The sequence below is a fragment of the Ferruginibacter sp. genome, from assembly GCF_031430955.1.
GTDB lineage: Bacteria > Bacteroidota > Bacteroidia > Chitinophagales > Chitinophagaceae > Ferruginibacter.
Map to the genome: position 1 here is coordinate 1 of NZ_JANPCM010000491.1, position 4,806 is coordinate 4,806.

The window sequence follows — 4,806 nt, forward strand, 5'->3', positions numbered from 1 at the left end:
AAAAGAAGTTACCAAATTTGGCATTGCTCCCGAAAACATGTTTGTGTTTTGGGATTGGGTGGGTGGCCGTTACAGTTTGTGGAGTGCAATTGGTTTATCTATTGCATTAACTGTTGGCTATAATAATTTTGAAGATTTATTAAAAGGTGCCAACGAAGCAGACAATCATTTTCGCACAACCAGTTTTGAAAAAAACATTCCGGTGCTAATGGCAATGATTGGCATTTGGTACAGTAATTTTTATGGCACTACTACCGAAGCTATTCTTCCTTACGATCAGTATATGCATCGTTTTGCAGCCTACTTTCAGCAGGGCAATATGGAAAGCAATGGAAAATATATTGACAGGAACGGTGAAAAAGTTACTTACTCCACCGGGCCCGTAATTTGGGGAGAGCCGGGTACAAACGGCCAACATGCGTTTTATCAACTCATTCACCAGGGCACACAAATTATTCCCTGCGATTTTATTGCGCCTGCCATAAGTCATAATGTAATTGCAGATCATCATCAAAAATTGCTGAGTAATTTTTTTGCACAAACCGAAGCATTAATAAATGGAACGGAGAATGATGATGTTTACCGTGTTTTTGAAGGCAACCGCCCCACCAATTCTTTTTTAATAAAAGAAATTACGCCATTTAGTTTGGGTGAATTAATTGCTTTGTATGAACATAAGATTTTTGTGCAGGGCGTTATCTGGAATATTTACAGCTTCGATCAATGGGGTGTGGAATTGGGAAAAGTATTGGCCGGTAAAATTTTACCGGAGCTGTTGAATAATGATGAGGTAAGCTCACACGATTCATCAACCAACAACCTGATAAATGCTTATAAAAAAATGAAATGATGTATTTTTTTATAACTTTAAGAAAATAAATTTTATGAAAACATTTTTTGTTGCCAGTTCTTTTATTTTTATTGCAGCATTTGCAACTGCCCAGGTTACCATTACAACCCCGGAATTTTCTTTGGCTAAAATAGTAAAACCTAAAATAATCGGGCAATCACAATATGGTAAAATTTATGCATTGACAGTTGATAATATGCCCTGTGTTGTTCCCCAAGTTGCAACAACGGCTTTAATGCCTGTTGCTGCAAAACTTTTTCACACAAACAAAATTCCTAACGGCATCAATAAATTTCTTTTTATACCGCCAATAAAATCTGTAAAAATCAGGCCCAATAGCAGCAAACGCAAAACCCCTATTACAGATTATAAACCTGTTACTTCAGAAAATTTAATGCTGGAGTTGATTAAAAAAAAGTAACCTAATTGTAATTTGTCATCAGCAACATGTAATTTATGCTAGCTTCAACAAAAAAGTTAGGTCACCCGGTTTTTATTGCTGCTGTTTTATTGCTCGTTATTAATGATTGGATTTTAAAAACGGCCTTTCACAATTTTATTACGGGCAAACTTTCCGATTTTGCCGGTTTATTTGCATTCCCATTTTTTCTAAGTACAGTTTTTACACGCTGGAAAAAACGACTGCACCTGCTTACTGCCGTGCTGTTTATTTTTTGGAAATCTGATCTTTCGCAACCAATAATTAACTTTCTTAATTCTATTTACATTCCTGTTAACAGAACAATTGATTTTGGTGATAATATTGCACTCATAAGCATTATTTTCTCTTATAAATTTTCTAATAATTGTACGAAGCAATATATTACAAGGCCAATTTTTATAAAAACTATTGCTGCAGTTTCCTGTATTGCATTTATGGCAACAAGTGCACCTCCACGTGATTTAAAAAAATTCATCGCAATTGATAAAGAATACGCTTTTAATTTTTCAAAAAGAGAACTGGTATCAAGATTGAACAGCGTTCAGCTAAAAGAAATTAACCAGGCAAATAAAATTAGCGGACAAATTGATTTTGACAGCGAAACAAATGTTTTTCATTATCATGGTAAAACAGATACTCTTGCATTGATTTTAGATTATGAAAAAATAAGGATACGGATACAATAAGGTATAAGACTTCTTTTGCCGAAATTATGATTACCGGTAATGATAGCATTTCGATGATGAAATTAGTAAGTATTTATTATTATGTGCCTAAACATAAAGAAAAGGATTTCAGGGATAAGGCTATAACAGTATTTGAAAAATGGGTGGTGAAGAAAATTAAAAAAAGTGTTCGTAAAAATTAGAATTGCATTAATCAAGATCTGTCCGGTGTAATGAGTTGTGTTTCCAAATAAATTGCAGTGGTAAATTTTATTTTATCTAACCTGCCCTTAATGATAATTTTTTTCACAGCTTCATGCGGCAATGTATTACCTGCAACCTGTGTTAAATAAATTTTCCAAACTTTATTGCCTTTTTTAGGAATAAACTTTACAGGGCTCCCATTTTCGTTTTTTATGCCAATAGTCGCAGCAGTTTCGGCTTTATCTGCAACCAGAGCAGTAAATAAAATACCATTATAAAAAACCGAATCAATTTTTGGTTTACCATTAAACCTGCATTCTATATAAATAAACCTGTCAATTATTGGCTGTGGGTTTATTGTATTACCATTCTCATCCTTTATTGCCATACCCGGAAATGATATGGTATAAAAAGCCTGCGCTTTTTGTATGCGGTAAATTTGTGCATTCCAACTGCTGCATAAAATAACTGCTGCCAGTAAACCCAATAATCTTTTCATTAACAATGATTTAAACAAAAATAGTATTTTAAGATGGTTGTGTTTTTCTATAAAATTAAAAACCCTCTCAAAAATGAAAGGGTTTATGCAATTAGTTTGGGTATTGGTTTACCACTTATCTACTTCCTCAGTGCTGCCATTATCAACTGGTGTTGTTGCGGCAGGAGCTTCAGCTTTTTCTTCAACAGTTATTTCTGGAGTTTCGGTTGATGCTGTTTCGGCACTTGCAATTACCTGCGGTGCGCCACCCTCTCCTTCGTAAGGAGTATCGTGGTTAAAAGCATCAAAATCAAAATTGGGCATTAATTCTGTTTTTACATAGTCAATAGCTTCGCCCAATCCTTTAATAAATTTATTGAAATCTTCTTTATACAAAAAGATCTTATGTCTTTCGTATCCGTCACTGTCAAACTTTTTACGGCTTTCGGTAATGGTTAAATAAAAGTCGTTACCACGGGTTTCTCTTACATCAAAAAAGTAAGTCCTGCGTTTTCCTGCACGGATGCGTTGACTGTAAACGCTTTCCATTTTTTTGTCGTTGTTCTCGTACGCCACTGTTATATTGTTTTTAGTTTTTTAACGAATATCCTTTTATAGGACTTCGCAAAGATAAAATTGTTTTTGAAACCACAAAATATAAATCGCCCCCATCCCTGAAGGGAGTTATTTGGACTGTATTTAAAAATTGAACTCACTACCATTACAAGTTTTGTAAAAATTATAATCGCTGAATATTTCCCCTTCAGGGGATGGGGGCTTCCTGCTGGCGGTTATACATTTCGGTATAAATGCCATTGTTTTGCATAAGCTCATCATGGGTGCCCTGTTCGGCAATGCTCCCCTCATCCAGCACCACAATCTTATCAAACTTAAACAAAGAAAATATGCGGTGGGTAATAATCAATGCCGTTTTATTTTCAAGATAGTTGTACAGGTTTTCAATAATCTCCTTCTCTGTACGGGCATCAACAGCACTCAGGCAATCATCAAAAATTACAATTTCAGGGTCTTTAATTAATGCTCTTGCAATAGAGATGCGTTGCTTTTGACCTCCACTCAGTGTTACACCTCTTTCCCCGATCATGGTGTTATAATTATGCTGAAATTTTTCAATCTCGTTGTGCACACTGGCTTGCTTAGCTGCAGTAATTATTTTTTCCTGCGATGCGTTCTCTAAACCAAAACTTATATTATTGCTGACAGTTTCGCTGAATAAAAAAACATCCTGCGGTACGTAGCTAATTTGTTCCCGTAAGGCATTAATATCAATTTTATTTATGGGGATACCATCGTAAGTTATCAATCCTTTTTGTGGATTGTACATGTGGAGCAGTAATTGTGCAATAGTTGATTTACCGGAGCCGGTACGACCAATGATGGCCACTTTTTCGCCTTTATTAATTTGTAAAGAGAAATTTTTTACAGCATTGATGCCGGTATGAGGATAAGTAAAATCTACATTGGTGAAAGTAATATTACCTCCTAAATCTGGTTTCAATTCATTGCCTGAATTTTTTATTCCTGGCTCGGTATGAAGAAATTCATTTATTCTTTTTTGTGATGCAGCTCCTCTCTGTGTCATGCTGGCCGTCCACCCAATTGCACTTACAGGAAAGGTGAGCATCTGTATATACAAAACAAATTCTGCAATGGTGCCTACCGTAGTGCCATTAACATTATTCACCACATCAAGGCTGCCTACCATAATTGTTATAATAGTACTTAAGCCAATCAATAATGCCATACTGGGAAAATAAATGGCTTCAGTTTTTGCAAGGCTCAATGCATTGTTACGGTATGCTTCGCTGTTATTTCTAAAAAAGATAAGCTGGGCTTTTTCCTGCACATAAGATTTTATTACCCTTATGCCAGAGTAAGATTCCTGTGCATTGGTGGTAAGGTCGCTTAAAAGCGATTGTATCCTTTCGCTTTTTTTATTGTTGATGGTATTTACAAAATAAATAGTGATGGCTAATAATGGCAACGGTGCCAATGCCACTAAAGTAAGTTTAGGACTTTCTTTCAGCATAAAAAAAACGCTAAAGCCAATTACAGCAGCAAGGTTTATAAAATACATTATTGCCGGTCCGGTATACATTCGTACCCGGCTCACATCTTCCGAAATGCGGTTCATTAAATCGCCGGT

The 4,806-nt window shown here is 35.5% G+C and carries 7 protein-coding genes; 4 read left to right on the forward strand and 3 right to left on the reverse strand.

The annotated features are described in order from the left end of the window. The 4 genes from ACY65O_RS13665 to ACY65O_RS13680 form a co-directional block, all read left to right on the forward strand. Window positions 1-850: glucose-6-phosphate isomerase (locus ACY65O_RS13665; protein ID WP_462221415.1), on the forward strand; the 850-nt coding region annotated here is incomplete at its 5' end. Window positions 851-884: 34 nt separating this feature from the next. After that, window positions 885-1,271, forward strand: coding sequence for a hypothetical protein (locus ACY65O_RS13670; RefSeq protein WP_462221416.1), 387 nt, complete (start codon window positions 885-887; stop codon window positions 1,269-1,271). Between the two features lie 35 nt (window positions 1,272-1,306). Then, a complete protein-coding gene (locus ACY65O_RS13675; RefSeq protein WP_462221417.1) occupies window positions 1,307-1,978 on the forward strand; it encodes a hypothetical protein in 672 nt (223 codons plus the stop codon). 26 nt (window positions 1,979-2,004) lie between these two features. Beyond that, window positions 2,005-2,160, forward strand: a complete 156-nt coding sequence (locus ACY65O_RS13680) for a hypothetical protein (RefSeq protein WP_462221418.1) — start codon at window positions 2,005-2,007, stop codon at window positions 2,158-2,160. A gap of 11 nt (window positions 2,161-2,171) precedes the next feature. On the opposite strand, the gene ACY65O_RS13685 is transcribed toward ACY65O_RS13680, so the two are convergent. The 3 genes from ACY65O_RS13685 to ACY65O_RS13695 form a co-directional block, all read right to left on the reverse strand. Beyond that, the gene (locus ACY65O_RS13685; RefSeq protein WP_462221419.1) at window positions 2,172-2,660 is read right to left on the reverse strand and encodes a hypothetical protein; all 489 of its coding nucleotides are present in this window, start codon (window positions 2,658-2,660) and stop codon (window positions 2,172-2,174) included. 108 nt (window positions 2,661-2,768) lie between these two features. Beyond that, on the reverse strand, window positions 2,769-3,215 hold the full coding sequence (locus ACY65O_RS13690) for a DUF3276 family protein (RefSeq protein WP_462221420.1): 447 nt from the start codon (window positions 3,213-3,215) through the stop codon (window positions 2,769-2,771). Between the two features lie 187 nt (window positions 3,216-3,402). Next, the coding region (locus ACY65O_RS13695; RefSeq protein WP_462221421.1) for an ABC transporter ATP-binding protein at window positions 3,403-4,806 on the reverse strand (1,404 nt) is incomplete at its 5' end.

Excerpts from the sequence above, each read along its gene's own strand:
- ACY65O_RS13670 (WP_462221416.1), top strand. The coding sequence starts at position 885 with ATGAAAACATTTTTTGTTGCCAGTTCTTTTATTTTTATTGCAGCATTT.
- ACY65O_RS13675 (WP_462221417.1), top strand. The coding sequence starts at position 1,307 with ATGCTAGCTTCAACAAAAAAGTTAGGTCACCCGGTTTTTATTGCTGCT.
- ACY65O_RS13680 (WP_462221418.1), top strand. The coding sequence starts at position 2,005 with ATGATTACCGGTAATGATAGCATTTCGATGATGAAATTAGTAAGTATT.
- ACY65O_RS13685 (WP_462221419.1), bottom strand. The coding sequence starts at position 2,660 with ATGAAAAGATTATTGGGTTTACTGGCAGCAGTTATTTTATGCAGCAGT.